Source organism: Dickeya undicola (assembly GCF_000784735.1).
Lineage (GTDB): Bacteria > Pseudomonadota > Gammaproteobacteria > Enterobacterales > Enterobacteriaceae > Dickeya > Dickeya undicola.
The window spans coordinates 1-292 of the sequence record NZ_JSYG01000053.1 but is presented as its reverse complement, the minus strand read 5'-3'; the positions used below and the strand labels follow the sequence as shown (position 1 = coordinate 292).

Sequence of the window (292 nt, the reverse complement as noted above, 5' to 3'; positions counted from 1 at the left end):
GGCACGCTAACTGTCACGGTGACGGCGGTAAACGATGCACCGGTGGCCGGGGCGGATACGGCGACCACCGATGAAGACACGCCGGTGACCGTCAATGTGCTGGCGAATGATCTGGATGTGGATGGCAATCCGCTAACGGTGACCGCCGCCAGCGCCGGTAACGGCACGGTGGTGATCAACCCGGATGGGACGCTGACTTATACGCCGAACGCCAACTTTAATGGCACCGACACCGTGACCTATACGGTGAGTGATGGCGCGGGTGGCGTGGCAACCGGCACGCTGACGGTAA

General features: G+C 62.3%; 1 protein-coding gene. It reads left to right on the top strand.

The window, feature by feature from the left end; translation table 11 throughout:
* A partial coding sequence (locus tag OB87_RS19110) for an Ig-like domain-containing protein (protein ID WP_033570958.1) occupies nucleotides 1-292 on the top strand: 292 nt, incomplete at both ends.